The sequence below is a fragment of the Actinoplanes sp. ATCC 53533 genome (assembly GCF_003947245.1).
On sequence record NZ_QHHV01000173.1, the window covers coordinates 1 to 17,566 of the forward strand.

The window sequence follows — 17,566 nt, forward strand, 5'->3', positions numbered from 1 at the left end:
GCCCGCCACGCCGGCCGCCGCGCCCGCCACGCCGGCCGCAGCGCCGCTGAGCAGGAGGTTACGTCGTGAGAGTGCCATGCCAGCAGCCTCATGACCGTGAATGTCCTGACCGCGTGGCCCGGGTGAAGGGCCGTGGAAGACCGTACGAACTCAGACGGCCACGCGCTGCGTTCCCGCGTACACGTTCATGGTCCGTCCGCGCAGGAAGCCGACCAGGGTCATGCCCGCCTCGTCGGCCAGTTCGGCGGCCAGGGTGCTCGGCGCGGACACGGCCGCGAGCATTGGAATTCCCGCCATCCACGCCTTCTGGGTCAGTTCGAAGCTGGCCCGGCCGGAGACGAGCAGCACGTGCCCGGCTAGCGGCAGCCGTCCCTCGCGCAGCGCCCAGCCGATCACCTTGTCGACGGCGTTGTGCCGTCCGACGTCCTCGCGGAGCGCCAGCAACTCGCCCTCGGCGGTGAACAGGCCGGCCGCGTGCAACCCGCCGGTGCGGTCGAAGGTGCGCTGCGCGGCCCGGAGCCGGTCCGGCAGGTCGGCCAGGACCCCCGCCGGCACCGTGCAGGTGTCCGCGGCCACGTCGAACTGTGACCGGGTGCGGACCGCGTCGATGCTGGCCTTGCCGCACACCCCGCACGAGCTGGTCGTGTAGAAGTTGCGGCTCGGGTCGGTCACCGGCGGTGGCACGTCCGCGCCGAGCACCACGTCGACCACGTTGTACGTGTTCGGCGCGTCCGTGCCGGCGCAGAGTTGGGCGGTGACGACGTCAGCCGCCGTACGGATGATGCCCTCGGTCAGCAGAAAGCCCATGGCCAGGTCGATGTCGTGGCCCGGGGTCCGCATGGTCACGGCCAGCGGGGTCCGGCGCAGCCGGATCTCCAGCGGCTCCTCGGCGGCCAGTTCGTCGGTCCGCCGCCGCGGCTCAGCGGCCGCATCCAGATTGATCTTCATCACCGGTCGCCGGTTCATCGTGCGCGCCATCAGCCGAGCGTATGCCGCCCGCCTCGGCCCATGCCGGGAGCGCTGCCGGGCCCGGTTGCGCCGCGCAATGCGGTCCGCACAGTCACGCTCGCGTCTCGTACGGGATACGGTACGTACGTGGGGGGATTCGCGGCGGTGGTGTTGGCCGGCGGTGCGGCACGTCGGATGGGTGGTGCGGACAAGCCCACCATCGCGGTGGCCGGGCAGTCGATGCTGACGCGTGTCCTGGCCGCGGTGCATGACGCCGACCCGCAGGTGGTGGTCGGCCGCGTGCCTCCCGACCTGCCGGTGCCGGTCGCGTCGACCAGTGAGCAGCCGCCCGGTGGCGGCCCGGTCGCCGCGACCGCGGCCGGCCTCGAGCTGGTCCCCGCGGAGGTCAGCTTCACCGCGCTGCTCGCGGCGGATCTGCCGCTGCTGACCGGCGAGGCCATCGATGTGCTTCGGCTCACCGTCGAGTCCGCGCCCATGCAGGGTGCGGTCTACCGGGACGCCGAGGGGCGGCTGCAGTCGCTCTGCGGCGTCTGGCGGACGTCCGCCCTGCGCGAGGCCCTCCAACGGGTCGCCGCGGAGCGGGGCAGCCTGCACGGCGCCCCGATGCACGCGCTCATGGATCAGCTGCGCTTCATCGAGGTGTCCTGGCGCCGCCCGGGACCGCCGCCCTGGTTTGACTGCGACACCGACGATGACCTGCGGACGGCCGAGGAGTGGGCCCAGTGAGCGTGCTCGACACCTGGATCGCGGCCGCCTGTGACGAGCTGGGGTTGACCCCTGCCGACACCGAGACCAAGGTGGTGCTCGACCTCGCCCGCGATGTCGCGCACAACGTGGTGCGCCCGGGGGCACCCGTCACGGCGTACCTGATGGGTGTCGCTGTGGGCCGCGGCGCGGACCCGGCGGATGTCGCCGCCCGGCTCAGCTCCCTGGCCCTCGACTGGCCGGCCGACGGTCGGGAATGAGACGCGGCCGGTGAGCCGGCCGCGCGCTCGATAGGGTGGCGGGCGGAGGTGCCGATCATGACGGCGGAGAACACTGCTGACCAGTCCGAGGGCGTCCTGCTGGACGAGCCGACCACGGCCGACCTGCGGGCGAAAGTGACAGAGGCCTGGCGGGAGTTCGCGAGTGCGCTGGCCACGCTGCTGCCCACGCTGGCCGAGGGTGCGTATGTCGACATCACGCTCGACCCGACCGCGTCGGGCACCGGGACGGCCGTCTATTCGGTGAGCATGCGGGTGCTGTCGGACGGCGTCATCGAGGCGCTCGCGGTCGGCAACGCCGGCCTGCCGGAGGGCTTCCGGATGAATCGCGCGTCGGTTGCCGACCTGGTCGCGCTGGGCTGGTCGCCGCCGGGCGTGCTGCCCGATTCGGGCGACTCGTTCGGCCTGCGGACCAACGCCGGCAGCGCCCAGCAGCTGTCCACCATCGTGTCGCGCACGCTGCGCGACGTGTACGGCGCCCCGCACCCCGCCTTCCTGGTCTACCTGGTGCACGACGACGCGGACGAGCCGATCGACACCGCGCCGATCGGCACCGCCCGGCACGAGCCGAGCATCGACGGCGAGCTGAGCCTCGACGACCTCGACGAGGACGGCGTGCTCTCCGAGGCGCTGGCCAACGCCGCCGACGAGGTCATCCCGCTGGAGGAGCGGGTGCGCACGGTCGTCGCCACCATGTCGAAGACCACCGTCGACCAGCTGCAGGTCGACACGGACGGCGACATCGGCATCCGGGCCGGCTCGGCGATGGTCTTCGTCCGGGTCCGGGACAATCCGCCGCTGGTCGACGTCTTCTCGCCGATCCTCACCGAGGTGGAGCCGACCGAGCAGCTCTACGTCAAGCTCTCCGAGCTGACCAACAGGATGCCGATCGGCCGGCTCTATTGCGCGCAGGACACCGTCTGGGCGTCGATCCCCGTCTTCGGCCGCAACTTCCAGGCCACCCACCTCATGCTGGCCGTGCAGGTGATGACCGGCCTCGCCGACGAGCTGGACGACCGGCTGCACGGCGAGTTCGGCGGCAAGCGCTTCTTCGGCGAGGGCGACAAGCCGGCCCCGCCGAAGGACGCCAAGGACGGCGACGACCACCGCCCGGGTATGTATCTCTAGCGGCTAACTCAGCGGCACCCACGCCAGCTGGTCCATCGTGGACAGGTCGGAGGCCCGCAGGCCGGTCTGCGACAGCGTCCACAGCTCGGTGCCCACGACCAGCGACCGCAGCAGCTCGGGCTGGTCGAGCTGATCGGCGAGGGTGATGTCGTCGGTCACCCGCAGCGCCAGCGCGCCGCGGGATTCCACCGGCACGACCAGCAGCTGCGTGGTCGGCCACCAGAGCAGGGCGTGCGGGTCGTACTCGGCGTTCGAGTAGGCCTGCGGCAGGTGGTACTGCGCGAGCCGCTTCGGGTGCGCCGGGTCTGCCACGTCGAAGAGGGAGACCTGCAGGCCCTGCGTACGCCCGTTGGCGTCGGCCTCCTGGCCGATGCCGACCAGCCTGTTCTCGCCCACCGGCTGCAGGTGCGCCGAGTAGCCGGTGATCTTCAGCTCCCCGGTGACCGCGGGCTTCGCCGGGTCACGCAGATCCAGGCTGTAGAGCGGGTCCGTCTGCTTGAACGTGACGACGTAGCCCCGGGCGCCGACGAAGCGGACCGAGTAGATCCGCTCGCCCTTGCCCAGGCCGTCGGCGATGCCGGTCTGCACGAGCTTGCCGTCGCGCTCCGCGAACACCCGCACCGCCGAGCGGTCCGTCGCGGGGTCCGTGGTGGCGACGCGCAGGTGGCTGTCCCATTCGGACATCGCGTACTGGTTGAGCAGGTAGCCGGGCACGGTGCCGGACGCCCGGTAGACCGGCGGCTGGTTCCCGGCGAGGGCGAACTTGAAGAGCTCCGTCTGCTGGCGGACCCGGTTCGCCACCCGGCCGGGGAAGAGGTCGTACCGCCAGCGGTCGTCGTTGGCGAGATAGAGGCTGTCCGGCGTGGCGTAGACCGTGTCGCCGTCGGCCACGACTGCGACCGGATCCCCGCTGCCGAGGGTCGGCCTGGTCAGGTCGAAGGTGAGGATGCTGACCATGGCGCCGCCGGAGAAGTCGGTGGGCCGGCTGACCCTGCGGCAGTCCGTCTCGCCCCGCGTGGTCCCGGAGCTGTCGGTGACCGACCACTGCGGTAGCCAGGCCGCGTCGGGAGTCTTGTCGATCACCGCGCGGTTCCCCGCGATCAGCTTCTTTTCGTCGACCTTGCGGTAGCTGAGGGGGAAGGCGATCCGCGGCGAACTGCGGAGCACGATCCGGGCGGTGCCGCCGGTCATCCGGGCGTCGACCAGGGAGCCTTCGCCGGTATACCGGCTGACCACAGACGGCTTGCCGGTCAGATTGACGAGGAGTATCCGCACACCTTGGTCGACCGGGAACGGGGCGTCGAACAGGGGGTGGTTGTAGATCGAGGGCACCAGCACGAGGGCCGAGTCGCCGGTGAGCAGCAGCTGGAGGTCGCCGACCGGGCCGACGTCCAGGTCGACCTCGCCGGTCTGCTTGCGGGTGGCGGTGTCGATCACCCGCAGGACGCCCTCGCTGATGGTGACGATCCGCCGGCCGTCGGTCTTGATCAGGTCGGGCTCGTCGGCGCCCTGCTCGTGCACGTTGGTGCCGGAGAAGCCCGGGGCCGGCGCGGCTCGCTGGGCCTCCGCGCCGGCAGCATCGGCCATGGAGCGGGCGCCGCCGGACATGGCGAACCTATCCATCATCTGGTTGCCGGGCAGGCCGTACGGCCCGACGTTGGCCTTGGCCGCCTTCCTCAGGTCGGCGAAGAGCTGCTCGCAGGAGTCGAACGCGACCAGCCGCATAGCTCCGCCAACGCCGGCGGACGGGGGTGGTGCGGCGGGCGGCTTCTTCGAGGCGGTGCAGCCCGCGAGCGGTACGGCGAGCGCGAGGACGGCGCAGAACAGCAGACGGTGCGACATTCCAGTGGGACGCTGGGTGACCGTCCCTGGTTCCGGCTAATTCGGGGCGGGCACCGGTGTCGGGAGCTCGACCAGCCGGGACAGCACGACCATGCTGCGGGTGGAGGTCACGAAGGGCTCGGCCCGCAGCCGCTCGAGGGCTTGTTCGAGGTGGCCGATGTCGGCGGCGCGCAGGTGCACGAGCGCGTCAGCCTGACCCGAGACCGTGTAGGCGCCGACGACCTCGGGATGCCGCCGGGTGGCGACGGTGATCTGCGCCGGGGTGGTGCGGCCGGTGCAGAACAGCTCGACGAACGCCTCGGTGGTCCAGCCCACGGCGGCCGGCTCGATGACCGTGGTGAATCCCTTGATGACACCGCTGGAGCGCAGCCGATCAACGCGTCGCTTCACCGCGGGGGCGCTCAGGGAGACCCGCGCGCCGATCTCGGCGTACGACGCTCGCGCGTCCGCGACGAGCAACGCAATGATTCGCTGGTCAATGGCGTCCATCTGCAACGATTCGCCTCCGACGAGCAAGAGTTCGAGCTGTTTACGACGTGTCAGCCTACCTACCCTTTACCTCATGAGCCACACGGAGCGCTTGCCGCGAAACAGGACATATCTCATGTGTCCGCCTGAGCACTTCACGGTCGAGTACGCGATCAACCCATGGATGGACACCACCGCCCCGGTTGATCCGGCCCTCGCGCTCAGGCAATGGCATCTGCTTCACGACACGCTCAGCGACCTGGGGCACGCCGTGCACGTGCTGGACGCCCGTCCCGGCCTGCCCGACATGGTGTACGCGGCCAACGGCGCCTTCTCCGTCGACGGCACGGTCTACGGCGCCCGGTTCAAGTATCCCCAGCGTGCCGCCGAGGCCGCCGCCCATCAGCTCTTCTACGCCGGCGGCCCGTGGACCTTCGCCGACCCGGTGCACGTCAACGAGGGTGAGGGCGACTTCGCATACCTGCCGGGAGCGTACGGCGGCCTGATCCTCGCCGGTCACGGCTTCCGCACCGACCCGGCCGCGCACGCGGAGGCCCAGGAGGTTCTCGGCCGGCCGGTGGTCTCCCTCAAGCTGGTCGATCCGGCGTTCTACCACCTGGACACCGCGCTGGCGGCGCTGGACGACCGGCACATCACGTACTACCCCGAGGCCTTCTCGGCGGCGTCGCAGCGGGTCCTGCGCCAGCTGTTCCCGGACGCGGTCATCGCGGACCGCGCCGACGCCGAGGCCTTCGGTCTGAATCTGGTCAGTGACGGTCATCACGTGATCCTCAACACCGAGGCGACCGCGATGGCCGACAAGGTCCGGGCGCACGGCTATACGCCGGTGTTGGTGGAGTTGTCCGAGCTCAAGCGCGGTGGCGGCTCGGTCAAGTGCGCGGTGGCGGAGCTACGCCCCTGACAGACCACTGGGCCGCCTGCGGCAAGATGGATTGCATGACCGACGACACCCGTACCTCAGACCAGCAGGAAGACGAATCCGTCATCGTGGTGGGCCCGGACGGCCGCCCCCTGGGCACGGTGGGGACGGACGGCAACCTCAAGCCCGAGGAGCCCGGCAACCTGATCGAGCAGCCCGCGAAGGTCATGCGGATCGGCAGCATGATCAAGCAGTTGCTGGAGGAGGTCCGGGCGGCGCCGCTGGACGAGGCCAGCCGCGGCCGGCTGAAGGAGATTCACCAGCGGTCCATCAAGGAGCTTGAGGACGGCCTGGCCCCGGAGCTGCAGGAGGAGCTTGAGCGGCTGTCGCTGCCGTTCGAGGGCGACACCCCGCCCAGCGAGCCCGAGCTGCGGATCGCCCAGGCTCAGCTCGTGGGCTGGCTGGAGGGCCTCTTCCACGGCATCCAGGCGGCCCTGGTCGCGCAGCAGATGGCGGCGCGGCTGCAGCTCGAGCAGATGCGCGGCGCCAACGCCGGCCGGCCGGCCCTGCCGGTGGGTCCCAACGGGGTCATCCCCGGCCTGCCGGGTCAGGGCACCGCCGACGGCACCGGCCGCACCGGCCAGTATCTCTAGATCTCGAAGAGCTTTTCGAGATAGACGGCGACGCCGTCCTCGTCGTTCGTGAGCGTCACCTCGTCGGCGATCTCGCGGAGGGCGGGGTGGGCGTTGCCCATCGCCACGGAACGGCCTGCCCAGGCCAGCAGGGGCAGGTCGTTCGGCATGTCCCCGAACGCCACGACGTCTTCGGCGGTGTAGCCCTCGCGCTCGCAGAGCCAGGCCAGCCCGGCCGCCTTGGTCACCCCGGCGGCGGAGATCTCCACCAGCGCGGACGACGACGAGTGCGTCGCCTCGGCGATCCCGCTCAGCTTGCGGCTGACCAGTTCGGCGAAGTCGTCCGGGCCGTAGCTGGCCGAGCGGGCGAGCAGCTTGACCGCCGGCACGGAGGTGAGCTCCTCGGGCGAGGTGAGCACGCGGACCCGCTTGTGCTCACCGTCCCAATGCAGGGGCCACTTCTCCTCGTACCAGAAGCTCCGGCCGTCCTCGACCTCGACGGCGAGCGCGACGTCCGGGACGGCCTCGCGCAGCCGCCGGGTCACGTCGAGCAGCAGCTCGACGGAGAGCGGCGCGGCCCGCAGGATCTCGTCGGTGTCGGGGTCGTAGACCACGGCGCCGTTGGCGCAGATGGCCGGCAGCGGCTCGACCATCTGGTCGTAGAGCTGGCGCAGCCAGCGCACCGGCCGGCCGGTCACCAGGACCGTGGGGACGCCGCGCGAATACAGCTGATCGAGAACCTCGATGGTGCGCGGGCTGAGCGTGCCGTCGGTCCGGATCAGGGTGCCGTCGATGTCGGAGGCGACGAGGCGAAAAGGTGGCATCACCTCGACAGTAGCCGGTCCAGGTAGACGGCCACGCCGTCCTCGTCGTTGGTCAGGGTCACCTCGTCGGCGACCGCGAGCAGCGTCGGGTGTGCGTTGCGCACTGCCACCCGGCTCCACCCCGCCCAGGCGAACATCGGCAGGTCATTGGGCATGTCCCCGAAGACCAGCACGTCGGCAGGGTCGACACCGACCGCCTGCGCGACGACGGCCAGGCCGGTGCCCTTGTCGACGTTCGGCGGGCAGATCTCGATGTAGTTGAGGCCGGCCTGGGTGACCGAGGCCACGTGCGGCGGCACGATCCGCTGGGCCACGGCCAGCAGGTCGTCGACGTCGTGCTCGAACGACCGCGCGAACGCCTTGATCACGTCGCCGGTCAGGCAGTCGGCGCGCGAGCGCCGCTCCACCACGACCGGATAGCGCCAGGTCGGGTCGTAGTCGCCCCAGAGCGGCGAGTCGTTGTGCTCCAGCGCCTCGACCATCACCGACAGCGGGCCGACCTCGGCCTCCAGGTCCGCCAGCGCGGCGGCCAGATCCCGGCCGGGGAGCCGCTCGCTGCGCAGCACCTGGCGCTCCTGCTGATCGATCACCCAGCCGCCCTGAGCCAGCACGAGGAAGTCGGCATCCCGGATGTCGCTCTGGACGAGACTGGTCAGGCGCGGGCCGCGGCCGGTCGCCCCGACGATGCGGATGCCGGCGGCGCGGACCCGGCCGAGGACCTCGTGGGTGTAGTCGGACACCGTGTCATCGCTGCGCACGAGCGTGCCATCGAGATCGGTCGCGATCAGCTTGGGCAGTCCAGGCCTGATCATCTAAACCTCCGAGGGTGTGACAACCCCCGCGGAGGGCGGAAGGAAAACGTTACACCGGCCCGGCTACCTGCTGCTATGCCATCAGGTAGCGGGCCGGTTACCAATACGTCAAGACGGGGGTTCGAGCACGTCACGGCCGCCGAGGTAGGGCTGCAGGGCCTTGGGGACGCGCACCGAGCCGTCGGGCTGCTGGTGGTTCTCCAGGATCGGGATCAGCCAGCGGGTGGTGGCCAGCGTGCCGTTGAGCGTCGCCGCCGTCTGCGCCTTGCCGTCGGAGTCGCGGTAGCGGATGTTGAGCCGCCGCGCCTGGAACGTGCTGCAGTTCGACGTCGAGGTGACCTCGCGGTAGCGACCCTGCGACGGCACCCAGGCCTCGCAGTCGAACTTGCGGGTGGCGCTGGAGCCGAGGTCACCGGCCGCAACGTCGATCACCCGGTAGGGGATCTCGACCTTGGCGAGCATCTCCTCCTCCATGGCGAGCAGCCGCTGGTGCTCCTCGGCGGCGTCCTCCGGCTTGCAGAAGGAGAACATCTCCACCTTGTCGAACTGGTGCACGCGCAGGATGCCGCGGACGTCACGGCCGTGCGACCCGGCCTCCCGGCGGAAGCACGACGACCAGCCCGCGAACCGCTCGGGACCGCCCTCGAGGTCGAGGATCTCGTTCGAGTGGTACGCCGCCAGCGCCACCTCCGACGTGCCCACGAGGTAGAGGTCGTCGGCCTCGAGGCGGTAGATCTCGCTCGCGTGGGCGCCCAGGAACCCGGTGCCCTCCATCGCCTCCGGCTTGACCAGCGCGGGGGTGATCGACGGGATGAAGCCGTGCTCGACGGCCTGGGCGATGGCCAACTGCAGCATCCCGAGCTGCAACAGGGCGCCCACGCCGGTGAGGAAGTAGAACCGCGAGCCCGACACCTTGGCGCCGCGCTCGGTGTCGATCGCCCGCAGCGCCTCGCCCAGCTCCAGGTGGTCCTTCGGGTCGTCGATCTGGGGGAGGGCGCCGACCTCGCGCAGCACGACGAAGTCGTCCTCGCCGCCCGGGGGCACGCCGTCCTGCACCAGATTGGGCACGGCCAGGTGCGCCTCGCGGAGAGCCTGGTCGGCCCGCGTGGTCGCGGCCTGCATCTCCTTCACCGTGGCGCTGAGCTCCTTGGTGCGGGCCAGCAGGGCTGCCCGTTCGTCGCCCTTGGCCCGCGACACCTCGGCGCCCAGGGACTTCTGCTCCGCCCGCACGGCCTCGAATCTCTGGGTCGCGGCCCGGCGCTCGGCATCGGCGCGCAGCAGGTCGTCGACCTTCGACGGGGACTCGCCGCGCACTCGCTGGCTGGCACGGAACAGCTCGGGATCCTCACGGAGCAGACGCAGGTCAATCACGACCCAGAGCCTACCGGCGACGATGTCCCGCTTTCACCCCGATATGCCTCAGCTGGGCTTGTCCACGTTCTCCGGTGACGTGGTGAACGGCTTGGCGGAGGTGACGGTGAGACCGAACGGCGCGTCGGGCGGCCCATCCTCCTCCTCGGCGGCGGTCGGCCGCCGCCAGGACCAGACCGCGGCGTCGGCCGCGGCCGACGGCTCGGCCTCCCCGGCGGCGTCGACCTGAGCCGGAACGGCGACCTCATGCCGGCCCGCCAAGATCATCGCCAGCAGCACCAGGGCCACGCCGACCGCCGCGCACCAGCCGCCCCGGCCGTGCGAGATGGCGATCTGACCGTCCTCCAGCCCGGCCGCGTTGAGCTCGCCGAGAACGCGGCTGGAGTCGCCCAGATACGACGTCAGCGCCGCCACGATGGCGAGCAGCACACCGCCGACACTGAGCGCGCTGAGCCGGGCGTACCGGCGGCCCGCCGGTGGTCCGAACAGGGTCAGCACCACCGCGATGACGAGCAGGAACAGCCCGGTCAGATAGCCGCCGCCCCAGCTGCCCAGATCGGCGAGGTTGGTCTCCAACGGCCGGGCGGCCGTCTCGCTGTCGCCCCAGAGCGCGCCGTCGACCTCGGTGATCTGCCACTCGGAGATCAGCGAGCCGAACAGGGCCACCCCGCCCAGCACCGCGGCGAGCGGCACGAGGCGGCGGTCACCGGCGAGCCCGGTCAGGAAGGCGCCGACCGGCATGCGGCGGCCCGGCGGGTCCTGGGCATCGTCGCCGGGCCCGAACTCGACGACGGCCTCTCCGCTCTCCGGCATGCGATCCATCATTGCCCGTGCCCGGTCCACCGGCCAGTGCTGATGGAGATGGACTAGCGTCAGGCGTATGCCTATTCGCACTGCTTCCGCCCGCTGGTCGGGCAACCTCACCGAAGGCAACGGAACCATCAAGACCGGCAAGGGTGGGTACGAAGGGAACTACTCCTTCAAGTCCCGCTTCGAGGAGGGCGAGGGGACCAACCCCGAGGAGCTCATCGGCGCCGCGCACGCCGGCTGCTTCTCGATGGCGTTCTCCAAGGGCCTCGCCGACGCCGGCTTCACGCCGACCTCTGTCGAGACCGTTGCCAAGGTCCACCTGGACAAGGGCGATGCCGGCTTCGGCGTCACCCGCATCGACCTCGAGACCGTGGGCGACGTCCCCGGCATCGACGAGGGCACCTTCGCCAAGATCGCCGAAGGCGCCAAGGAGAACTGCCCGATCTCCCGGCTGCTGTCGCCCGGCGCCGAGATCACCCTGAGCGCCAAGCTCGCCTGACGCTGCTCCCCGCTCCACCCGCGCCCAGCGCGGGTGGAGCACAATTGTCGATGTGCCCGTCGACATGAGCCGTGAACGCTTCGAGGAGCTGGTCGGCGAGGCCCTCGACGAGGTCCCGCCCGAGTTGCTCAAGGTGATGAACAACGTCGTCATCCTGGTGGAGGATCTGCCGGCGGACGGCGGTATGGGCCTGCTCGGCCTCTACGAGGGCACCGCCCTGACCGACCGGGGCTGGGACTACGCCGGCGTGCTGCCCGACCGGATCACCATCTACCGGTTGCCCACGCTGCACGTCTGCGACACGGAGACGGACGTCATCGACGAGGTGGCGATCACCGTGGTCCACGAGATCGCCCACCACTTCGGCATCGACGACCAGCGGTTGCACGAGCTGGGATGGGGCTGAAAAGCCGACCCGGCCGTTGCCGAGGGCGCCTACCCTGGTAATCCACGCCAACAGGAGGGCCTCCATGCGCAGCGAACTGTTCTCGGCCGAAAATCTCGAAAAAGAATCGTCCCAGCCGGGGCTGCGACTGCAGAATTCCAAACTTCTCAAGGCCGAGCTGAACGGCGAGTTCATGGCCCGGGTCGGCACGATGGTCGCCTACCAGGGGCAGGTGCAGTTCGAGGCGCTCGGCTCGGGCGGCATCGGCAAGTTCCTCAAGCAGAAGCTGACCGGCGAAGGCGTACCGCTGATGAAGGTCAGCGGCCGCGGCGACGTCTTCCTGGCGGAGAACGCCGCCGACATCCACATCATCGACATCGAGCCCGGCGACGCCCTCTCGATCAACGGGGCGAACGTCCTGGCCTTCGACTCGACGCTGAACTACGACATCAAGATGGTCCAGGGCGTCGGCATGATGTCCAACGCCGGCCTGTTCAACTGCGTCTTCTCCGGCTATGGCCGGATCGCGGTCACCACCAAGGGCACGCCGGTCGTGCTCAGCGTCGACCAGCCCACCTACGTGGACCCGCAGGCGGCGATCTGCTGGTCGGCCAACCTGCAGACCGGTTACCACCGCGCGGAGCAGATGGGCCTCGGCACGCTGCTGGGCCGCACCACGGGCGAGCGCTTCACGATGAGCTTCTCCGGCCAGGGCTTCGTGGTCGTGCAGCCGTCGGAGGAGCCGCCGGGCGGTCTGGCCGGCGCCGCGCAGGGCCAGCAGCAGCAGGGCGGCATCCTCGGCAACCTGATGGGCCATTGATCAAGGTCAAGGTCAAGGTCTAGATCAAATGCTGGATGTCGTGCGTGGTTGCATGGTGCTGACCGTCGCTCCCGCCGACACCGGGCGAGGGCGGCCAATCGCCTAGCGGCTCATGAACGGCCGCCCTCACCCTGCCAGGTCCGTGCTCCCACAAACCCGATATTGAGTCTCAGCCGCTCGACATTGGTCGATGTTGTGACGTGGTGGTGCCTCGGCACCTACGCCGCGGGCCCCGACAGCGATCCGAGCGACCATGAGCGCCGGCTGCGCAGGGCAGTGCGCCGGGCCCGTCGCGCCCTGATCAGCTAGCTGGGCCCGCCGGAGCGCAGGCGCGCCAGCCAGGCCGCGCTGTCCGCGAAGTCGGCGTTGGTCAGGCCCGGCTGCGACGGCGCCGGCTCCTCGGCGGCGGCCCTCGACCACCGGTGCCGGGGGTACGACCCCAGGAAGCGCACCTTCGCGCAGATCCGGCGCAGCCCCTGCAGCGCCTCACCCAGCCGGGGCTCCGCGACGTGCCCCGCGCAGTCCAGGAAGAAGACGTAGACCCCGAGTTGCTTGCCGGTCGGCCGGGACTCGATGCGGGAAAGGTTGATGCCCCGGACGGCCAACTCGGTGAGCACCGACAGCAGCGCGCCCACCCGGTCGTGGTCGATCATCACCGCCAGCGAGGTCACGTCGTCGCCGGTCGGTGGTGCGGGCTGGCCCGGCCTGGTCAGCAGCGCGAACCGGGTGACCGCGTCGGCGTGGTCGGAGATCTTGTCGGCGAGCACCGTCAGGTCGTTGCGGGGCACCCCGATCGGCGCGCAGATCGCCGCGCCGTGCTCGCCGTTCGCGGCGCTGATCGCCGCCGCGGCGTTCGACAGCATGTCGACCACGACCGCGTCGGGCAGGTGCGTGCGCAGCCAGTTGCGGCACTGCGCGGACGCCTGCGGATGCGCGGCCACCGACCGGATCCGGTGCAGGCTCACGAGCTGCGGGGCGGCCAGCACGAACTCCACCGGCAGCACCACCTCACGGGTGATGACCAGGGGCGTGCCGGTGCCGAGCTCGTCCAGAGTGACCGGCACCGCCCCGCCGACGGAATTCTCCAGTGGCACGAGCGCCGCGTCGGCGTCGCCGGCGCGGACGGCCTCCAGGGCCTCGGGGACGCTGCGGGCGGGCGTCCGGATTCCGTGCTCGGCGGCGGGGATCGTCCGGAGCGCCTGCTCGGTGAAGGTGCCCTCGGGGCCGAGGTAGACGAAGCGGGTGGGCGGGTTTCCCGGCATGGCTCTGAGCCTAGCGGCAGCACATGCCTCGGCCGTTCGCCGTACCGTCAGGCCCCGCAGGCCCGGACCCGGATGCCTGCCGGCGCCTTGGTCTGCACCTCGACGCTGCAGACGTCCGTCCCCGCCTCGATGACCTTGAGGGCGGTGGGGGTGCCCGTGGTGACGACGAAGATCTGCTCCGCGTCCTTGGAGTCCTCGCCGGCGATCTGGACGGTGGCGAACTGCCACGATCCCGAGCAGAACGGCCCCTCGGCCACCGCCAACTTCTGCTCCGGGATGCCGGGCAGGCCCTCCAGGACGGCGAGCATCTGCGCCGTCGTCGGCCCGCCGCCGCACTTCGGGGCGGGTGACACGGTCGACGCGGGAGTGGTGGTCTGCGGCGTCGTGGTGGTGACCGGCGGCAGCGTCGTGGGCGGCACGTACGGCAGGGGCGGCAGGGTTGGCAGGGCGCCCGGCGGCAGTCCGGTGGGCACCGGCTGGGGGGCGGTGAAGCCGCTCGGCAGCGCAGAGGCCGAGCCCGCGCTGACCGGCCCGCCCGGTGGCCCGCTCAGCGGCGGATCCGGCGGCTTCCCGCACGCGGTGAGCAGCATCAGCAGCCCGGCGAGTGCCAGGAGCCGGTAGCGGACGTCGCGCAGCACGGGCTCATGGTAGGTGCTCCGGGGCGGCTCCGCTCAGCTCCGGCGGAGGCGATTCTGATCAGGCGGAGGCGAGCCGGTGGCCGGCGGCGGTCAGCGTGTCGACCGCCTCGGTGAGCCGGACCTGCGGGATGAGCAGATAGTCGGTGTCGTAGGTGGAGAAGGCGACGATGTTGACCCGGGCGTCGGCCAGCGGGCCGATCAGCGAGGCGAGCACGCCGGTGAGGGCGAGATCCAGCGGGCCGATGACGCGCAGGCAGCGCCAGGAGGCTTCGACGGTGGCGCCCTCCGGCACCCGGTCGGCCGGGCAGATCACGGAGAGCTCGTCGGGCGCCCAGGTCACCGAGATGACGCTCTTGTCGTCCGGACCGCTGCTCAGGGAGGCCGGCAAGGCAGAACCGGCCGGCAGCCGGCACACCGCGTACTCCGCTGGTAGCAGATCTAGATCGAGCATGAGGGGAACACTACGGTCCGGACGCCCACGATCCCAATGGGTAGCCGGTGCGTTGATCGCCACATGATCGGGTGACTAATACCGGATCGCGGAGAAGAAGGTCAAAGATGCGGCCACCCGGCCGGACTCCGACAGCGGGCTGGCGATCGCGTCGACCGTCAGATGACTCTCCTCGCCGGTCGGCTGGACCCGCATGAGGCCGCGGGCCAGCCGCTCGCTGGTGAGCGCGAGCAGCGGCGGAATCTTCTCGATCTCCTGCTCGGTGAGGTCGCCCCCGCCGGCCGTGAAGTCGATGAGGCGCAGGGAGCCGTCGCCGCCGAGCAGGGGCTGCCCGACCGCGTCGAGGCCCTTGCCCAGGCCGAGAAGTTCGCTCGCCGACGGCGAGACGGCCACGATCCTGAAGGCCGTGTCGATGACCAGACAGGGCTCGACAGCCTGCCAGACCGTTGCCGCCCAGCGGTCGATGCTCGAGACGAACTCGGACTCGGCCGGCGTACGCGCCTGTGGCACATACGCTCCCGAGAGTGAGAGCTCGACGTGCGCCACCCGCAACTCCCTCTTCATCCGTGCCGTGCACCTGGCCTGACTCCGGCCGGACATGCTCGGATCCGAAGCTTAAGCCTCGACTCCTCGAGCGTCCGGCCGGCGTCGCTGCCGTCAACCCTCGACGGCAAGCGGTGCTCTGCAGGAAACGTTACCGGCGGGTCGGCCGCTTGTCAGCGGCCGTTTGGCCGCTTGGGTACCACCGGTAGTCGCCAACCGGCCGATACGGCGCGTTTGCCCAGGTAGCGGGGTGTTGTGCCACTGCTGAGAGTTTATTCGCGGTGGCAGGTGAAATTCGGGCGCCACCGGCGATCAGCAGCCGGTCGAGCTCCTTGTGGGTGGCCACGAGGCAGTCCTTCGGCAGCCCGTGGACGCTGATCACCCCGGAACCGACGAACGCCAGCACGGGGGTGACGGGCACGCTCAGCCCGACGGCGGAGCTCATGGCCCGGCCGGCACGCTTGGCGTCACGGCGAGCCTCGGCGACGTACGCCGGGCGCTTGCCGTTGATCTGCACGACGTCCCCGGCGATCAGCACCCGGGCGCGGCCGTGGTCGGCGACGGTGACGGCATAGACGCCGCCCGGGCCGATCGCGAGGAATCCGGCGCGGTCGTCGGTGGGGTCGTGCTCGTGGCCCTGTGAGTCGGTGCGGGGCCAGTCGACGATGTGCCAGGCGGGACCGAGCCGGTCGAGGCGGGTCAGCGCGCGAGCGCCGGCTGCCTCGAGGCGGCGGGCGTCGCGCTCGGCGCGGCGTCGGCGGGCCCACTCGACGGGGTTCTGGCGAGGCTCGAGCGCCGCGGGCGGTGCGGTGCGTCGAGGATCGATGGCTGGTGGGTAGGTTCGAGACGGCAGGGGCAGGGCGGGACGTGCGGGGAAGACAGTCACTGCGACCTCCGGCAAAAGGTCCATCGGGCTCTCTTTCCACTACGGTACGTGTTGGACCCGGTACTCAAGCAAGTCGTCGGACCGGAAAGAAAGCGGAATGAGTGGGGATGAATGCCGCATTCACGCACATGTACTTTTTCCGTATGGTGCATCACGCGACCTAGGGCTCCCCGGGAATCCGAAACGTCCCCGCCAAGTTAGCGTTGCCTACCCTGATGGCGCAGCGTTGTCTCAAAATTATTCGCAGTGAGTCACAACACGGCTCCGGGCCGTGTGGCTCGGAAGTGATCGCGCTCGACGGGTGCGAGCACCTAGGCTCGACCCGTGGCCCACTACGTTGACAGCGAAGTGAGCCGGCTAGCCACGGTCATGCTGCACCGGCCCGGCGCCGAGCTCGCGAGGCTGACCCCCCGCAACAACGACTCCCTGCTGTTCGACGGCATCCCGTGGGTGGGCCGCGCGCAGGAGGAGCACGACGCCTTCGCCGCGGCCCTGCGCGATCGCGGCGTCGAGGTTCTCTACCTGGGCGAGTTGCTCGAGGAGACCTTGGCCGTGGCGGCGGCACGGGAAGCGCTGACCGGGAGCGTGCTGGACGCCCCCAGGCTCGGCGACACCCTGCGCGAGCGGGTCGCGGCCCACCTGGCCGACCTCGGCCCGCGCGAGCTGGCCCAGGTGCTGATGGCCGGGCTGGCGCACGAGGAGGTCAAGCCGGGTCCGGGCCGGTCGGGCGGCCTGGTCTACCAGCTCATGGACCGGCTCGACTTCGTCATCGACCCGCTGCCCAACCTGCTGTTCACCCGCGACTCCTCGGTCTGGGTGCGCGACCAGGTCGCGGTCACCAGCCTGGCCATGCCGGCCCGCGGCCGCGAGACCACGCTGACCCAGGCCATCTACACCCATCACCCGCGCTTCGTGGGCACCGCGACGCTCTACCAGCCGGGCCTCGAACACGTCGAGGGCGGCGACGTGCTGCTGCTGGCCCCGAACGTGCTGGCGATCGGTGTCGGCGAGCGCACCACCCCGGCCGGTGCCGAGCGACTCGCCCGCCGGGTCTTCGCCGCCGGGCTCGCCCACACGATCCTGGCGGTGCCGATCGCCCAGGAACGCGCCACCATGCATCTCGACACGGTGTGCACGATGGTCGACGTCGACGCCGTGGTGATGTATCCCAACATCGCCGACACCCTGCGGGCCTACCCGGTGACCGCCGGCTTCGACGGCGAGCCGGTGGTCGGCCCGTCCCGGCCGTTCCTGGACGCGGCCGCCGAGGCGATGGGCATCGACCGGCTCCGCATCATCGACACCGGGCTGGACCCGGTCACCGCCGAGCGCGAGCAGTGGGACGACGGCAACAACACGCTGG

Annotated in this window: 21 protein-coding genes; 9 read left to right on the forward strand and 12 right to left on the reverse strand. The window is 70.8% G+C overall.

The genetic code is table 11. From position 1 onward, the window contains the following. Nucleotides 1-150: 150 nt before the first annotated feature. Nucleotides 151-978 (reverse strand): formate dehydrogenase accessory sulfurtransferase FdhD, encoded by an 828-nt coding sequence (gene fdhD, locus DMB66_RS43515; RefSeq protein ID WP_125809980.1) that lies wholly within the window; start codon nucleotides 976-978, stop codon nucleotides 151-153. A gap of 117 nt (nucleotides 979-1,095) precedes the next feature. On the opposite strand from fdhD, the gene DMB66_RS43520 reads away from it, so the two are divergent. The 3 genes from DMB66_RS43520 to DMB66_RS43530 are packed head-to-tail and all read left to right on the forward strand — an operon-like array spanning nucleotide 1,096 to nucleotide 3,080. Beyond that, entirely contained in the window at nucleotides 1,096-1,695 is a 600-nt protein-coding gene (locus DMB66_RS43520; protein ID WP_255441284.1) for a molybdenum cofactor guanylyltransferase, read from the forward strand. After that, nucleotides 1,692-1,934 (forward strand): DUF6457 domain-containing protein, encoded by a 243-nt coding sequence (locus DMB66_RS43525; protein WP_125809981.1) that lies wholly within the window; start codon nucleotides 1,692-1,694, stop codon nucleotides 1,932-1,934. Before DMB66_RS43520 ends, DMB66_RS43525 begins: the two co-directional genes overlap by 4 nt. A gap of 57 nt (nucleotides 1,935-1,991) precedes the next feature. Continuing rightward, nucleotides 1,992-3,080 (forward strand): hypothetical protein, encoded by a 1,089-nt coding sequence (locus tag DMB66_RS43530; protein WP_125809982.1) that lies wholly within the window; start codon nucleotides 1,992-1,994, stop codon nucleotides 3,078-3,080. Between the two features lie 3 nt (nucleotides 3,081-3,083). On the opposite strand, the gene DMB66_RS43535 is transcribed toward DMB66_RS43530, so the two are convergent. Beyond that, nucleotides 3,084-4,922 (reverse strand): beta-propeller domain-containing protein, encoded by a 1,839-nt coding sequence (locus tag DMB66_RS43535; RefSeq protein WP_125809983.1) that lies wholly within the window; start codon nucleotides 4,920-4,922, stop codon nucleotides 3,084-3,086. A 36-nt stretch (nucleotides 4,923-4,958) separates the two neighbouring features. Beyond that, nucleotides 4,959-5,417 carry an Lrp/AsnC family transcriptional regulator gene (locus tag DMB66_RS43540; RefSeq protein ID WP_125809984.1) on the reverse strand — a complete coding sequence of 153 codons (459 nt, stop codon included), beginning with the start codon at nucleotides 5,415-5,417 and terminating at the stop codon, nucleotides 4,959-4,961. Nucleotides 5,418-5,484: 67 nt separating this feature from the next. Here DMB66_RS43540 and ddaH point away from each other — a divergent pair, with 67 nt between their 5' ends. Continuing rightward, nucleotides 5,485-6,312 carry a dimethylargininase gene (gene ddaH, locus DMB66_RS43545; RefSeq protein ID WP_125809985.1) on the forward strand — a complete coding sequence of 276 codons (828 nt, stop codon included), beginning with the start codon at nucleotides 5,485-5,487 and terminating at the stop codon, nucleotides 6,310-6,312. 35 nt (nucleotides 6,313-6,347) lie between these two features. Further along, nucleotides 6,348-6,923, forward strand: coding sequence for a bacterial proteasome activator family protein (locus DMB66_RS43550; protein ID WP_125809986.1), 576 nt, complete (start codon nucleotides 6,348-6,350; stop codon nucleotides 6,921-6,923). Here the strand turns inward: DMB66_RS43550 and DMB66_RS43555 are convergent. From DMB66_RS43555 to DMB66_RS43570, 4 genes are all read right to left on the reverse strand, one after another. After that, nucleotides 6,920-7,726 (reverse strand): HAD family hydrolase, encoded by an 807-nt coding sequence (locus tag DMB66_RS43555; RefSeq protein WP_199752968.1) that lies wholly within the window; start codon nucleotides 7,724-7,726, stop codon nucleotides 6,920-6,922. The two genes, DMB66_RS43550 and DMB66_RS43555, sit on opposite strands and share 4 nt — an antisense overlap. Further along, on the reverse strand, nucleotides 7,726-8,538 hold the full coding sequence (locus DMB66_RS43560) for an HAD family hydrolase (RefSeq protein ID WP_125809988.1): 813 nt from the start codon (nucleotides 8,536-8,538) through the stop codon (nucleotides 7,726-7,728). Before DMB66_RS43560 ends, DMB66_RS43555 begins: the two co-directional genes overlap by 1 nt. Nucleotides 8,539-8,646: 108 nt before the next feature. Continuing rightward, nucleotides 8,647-9,909 carry a serine--tRNA ligase gene (serS, locus tag DMB66_RS43565; protein WP_125809989.1) on the reverse strand — a complete coding sequence of 421 codons (1,263 nt, stop codon included), beginning with the start codon at nucleotides 9,907-9,909 and terminating at the stop codon, nucleotides 8,647-8,649. A 48-nt stretch (nucleotides 9,910-9,957) separates the two neighbouring features. Next, complete coding sequence (locus DMB66_RS43570) at nucleotides 9,958-10,722, reverse strand: hypothetical protein (RefSeq protein ID WP_125809990.1); 765 nt, start codon at nucleotides 10,720-10,722, stop codon at nucleotides 9,958-9,960. Nucleotides 10,723-10,789: 67 nt separating this feature from the next. Between DMB66_RS43570 and DMB66_RS43575 the strand changes: the two genes are divergently transcribed. The 3 genes from DMB66_RS43575 (at nucleotide 10,790) to DMB66_RS43585 (ending at nucleotide 12,423) form a co-directional block, all read left to right on the forward strand. Next, nucleotides 10,790-11,218 (forward strand): OsmC family protein, encoded by a 429-nt coding sequence (locus DMB66_RS43575; RefSeq protein ID WP_125809991.1) that lies wholly within the window; start codon nucleotides 10,790-10,792, stop codon nucleotides 11,216-11,218. A 64-nt stretch (nucleotides 11,219-11,282) separates the two neighbouring features. Continuing rightward, nucleotides 11,283-11,624 carry a metallopeptidase family protein gene (locus DMB66_RS43580; RefSeq protein ID WP_199752969.1) on the forward strand — a complete coding sequence of 114 codons (342 nt, stop codon included), beginning with the start codon at nucleotides 11,283-11,285 and terminating at the stop codon, nucleotides 11,622-11,624. A gap of 64 nt (nucleotides 11,625-11,688) precedes the next feature. Then, nucleotides 11,689-12,423, forward strand: coding sequence for an AIM24 family protein (locus tag DMB66_RS43585; protein WP_125809993.1), 735 nt, complete (start codon nucleotides 11,689-11,691; stop codon nucleotides 12,421-12,423). 305 nt (nucleotides 12,424-12,728) lie between these two features. Here DMB66_RS43585 and pheA read toward each other — a convergent pair whose 3' ends face one another. The 5 genes from pheA to DMB66_RS43610 form a co-directional block, all read right to left on the reverse strand. After that, the gene (pheA, locus tag DMB66_RS43590) at nucleotides 12,729-13,685 is read right to left on the reverse strand and encodes a prephenate dehydratase (RefSeq protein WP_125809994.1); all 957 of its coding nucleotides are present in this window, start codon (nucleotides 13,683-13,685) and stop codon (nucleotides 12,729-12,731) included. A 47-nt stretch (nucleotides 13,686-13,732) separates the two neighbouring features. Further along, nucleotides 13,733-14,323, reverse strand: a complete 591-nt coding sequence (locus tag DMB66_RS43595; RefSeq protein WP_125809995.1) for a hypothetical protein — start codon at nucleotides 14,321-14,323, stop codon at nucleotides 13,733-13,735. 58 nt (nucleotides 14,324-14,381) lie between these two features. Further along, nucleotides 14,382-14,774 (reverse strand): ACT domain-containing protein, encoded by a 393-nt coding sequence (locus DMB66_RS43600; RefSeq protein ID WP_125809996.1) that lies wholly within the window; start codon nucleotides 14,772-14,774, stop codon nucleotides 14,382-14,384. Nucleotides 14,775-14,849: 75 nt separating this feature from the next. After that, the gene (locus DMB66_RS43605) at nucleotides 14,850-15,338 is read right to left on the reverse strand and encodes a hypothetical protein (protein ID WP_370320384.1); all 489 of its coding nucleotides are present in this window, start codon (nucleotides 15,336-15,338) and stop codon (nucleotides 14,850-14,852) included. A 130-nt stretch (nucleotides 15,339-15,468) separates the two neighbouring features. Beyond that, nucleotides 15,469-16,203, reverse strand: a complete 735-nt coding sequence (locus DMB66_RS43610; protein ID WP_125810000.1) for a hypothetical protein — start codon at nucleotides 16,201-16,203, stop codon at nucleotides 15,469-15,471. 324 nt (nucleotides 16,204-16,527) lie between these two features. Here DMB66_RS43610 and DMB66_RS43615 point away from each other — a divergent pair. Next, nucleotides 16,528-17,566 (forward strand): arginine deiminase (locus DMB66_RS43615; RefSeq protein ID WP_125809997.1); only part of this gene is annotated, 1,039 nt, incomplete at its 3' end.

Bases quoted from the DNA above. Each gene is read 5' to 3' on its own strand.
- fdhD (WP_125809980.1), bottom strand. From the start codon at position 978: ATGGCGCGCACGATGAACCGGCGACCGGTGATGAAGATCAATCTGGAT.
- DMB66_RS43530 (WP_125809982.1), top strand. From the start codon at position 1,992: ATGACGGCGGAGAACACTGCTGACCAGTCCGAGGGCGTCCTGCTGGAC.
- DMB66_RS43535 (WP_125809983.1), bottom strand. From the start codon at position 4,922: ATGTCGCACCGTCTGCTGTTCTGCGCCGTCCTCGCGCTCGCCGTACCG.
- ddaH (WP_125809985.1), top strand. From the start codon at position 5,485: ATGAGCCACACGGAGCGCTTGCCGCGAAACAGGACATATCTCATGTGT.
- DMB66_RS43550 (WP_125809986.1), top strand. From the start codon at position 6,348: ATGACCGACGACACCCGTACCTCAGACCAGCAGGAAGACGAATCCGTC.
- DMB66_RS43555 (WP_199752968.1), bottom strand. From the start codon at position 7,726: ATGCCACCTTTTCGCCTCGTCGCCTCCGACATCGACGGCACCCTGATC.
- DMB66_RS43560 (WP_125809988.1), bottom strand. From the start codon at position 8,538: ATGATCAGGCCTGGACTGCCCAAGCTGATCGCGACCGATCTCGATGGC.
- DMB66_RS43570 (WP_125809990.1), bottom strand. From the start codon at position 10,722: ATGCCGGAGAGCGGAGAGGCCGTCGTCGAGTTCGGGCCCGGCGACGAT.
- DMB66_RS43575 (WP_125809991.1), top strand. From the start codon at position 10,790: ATGCCTATTCGCACTGCTTCCGCCCGCTGGTCGGGCAACCTCACCGAA.
- DMB66_RS43580 (WP_199752969.1), top strand. From the start codon at position 11,283: ATGAGCCGTGAACGCTTCGAGGAGCTGGTCGGCGAGGCCCTCGACGAG.
- DMB66_RS43585 (WP_125809993.1), top strand. From the start codon at position 11,689: ATGCGCAGCGAACTGTTCTCGGCCGAAAATCTCGAAAAAGAATCGTCC.
- pheA (WP_125809994.1), bottom strand. From the start codon at position 13,685: ATGCCGGGAAACCCGCCCACCCGCTTCGTCTACCTCGGCCCCGAGGGC.
- DMB66_RS43600 (WP_125809996.1), bottom strand. From the start codon at position 14,774: ATGCTCGATCTAGATCTGCTACCAGCGGAGTACGCGGTGTGCCGGCTG.
- DMB66_RS43605 (WP_370320384.1), bottom strand. From the start codon at position 15,338: ATGAAGAGGGAGTTGCGGGTGGCGCACGTCGAGCTCTCACTCTCGGGA.